Origin of the sequence: Colwellia sp. TT2012 (assembly GCF_001440345.1) — a bacterium.
Classification (GTDB): domain Bacteria; phylum Pseudomonadota; class Gammaproteobacteria; order Enterobacterales; family Alteromonadaceae; genus Colwellia.
This window is the reverse complement of record NZ_LJYX01000190.1, coordinates 1-724: the sequence shown is the minus strand read 5'-3', so window position 1 is coordinate 724 and position 724 is coordinate 1. Positions and strand designations below refer to the sequence as shown.

General features: G+C 64.8%; 1 protein-coding gene. It reads right to left on the bottom strand.

The window, feature by feature from the left end; translation table 11 throughout:
* On the bottom strand, positions 1-724 hold a 724-nt coding region (locus ASU03_RS21310; protein WP_197411339.1), incomplete at both ends, for a hypothetical protein.

Below are 724 nucleotides of genomic sequence, written 5' to 3'. Positions count from 1 at the left end.
GCTCGGTCCTGGCTTGCCAGCCCTGGCGCGCCTTTTTGTTAAGCGCCGCGTTGAGCCCTCGCAGCAGCACGGCTTGCTGGTAGCGATCCAGAAACGGCTGGCTGGCTTGCACCACCTGCGCCGCTTCGGCATCCAGCAGGCCATTGAGTTGCGCGCCCAACCCATCCGGTGCGCGCAGCAATGCGCGTAACTGCACCCAGTCGCGTACATCGCCAAGGCCAAGCAAGTCATTACCCCACAGGTACACATGGCTCGCGCCCAACAGTTTTTCGCCGGCAGGCAGGCGTTGCAGTTTTTCTGCCAGCGGCTCGTACAGTTCCTGCTCCACCAGCCACTGGCGATACCGCTTGGCACCGGCCAGCAAGTCGGCCTCGCCCAGGTTCAGGCGCAGGGTCATGGGCGCGGCTGGGTCCAGTGCGGTGAACTCATGGCGCACCGACAACCCCAGGCGCTGACCCTCGGCCTGCCACTGCAGGCGATTGTTGTACGGGTTGGTAAGCAGCCAGTTGAGGGTAAACGTGCCCTGGGCGACGCCCCATAACGACAGGCAGAGGTCCTGAGTGCAGTTCACGTCGCCATATGCAAGCAGGAAGTCTGGCCACAGGCGAATGCCGGCGGGGGTGTAATGCCCTTCGGCGAGCGGCCAGATCAAGCCCTTGCCCATGGCGCTGGCCGGTTGCCGGAGGATTTCCAGCTCAGCGGCCTCGCGGGCGGTGACGGTGAG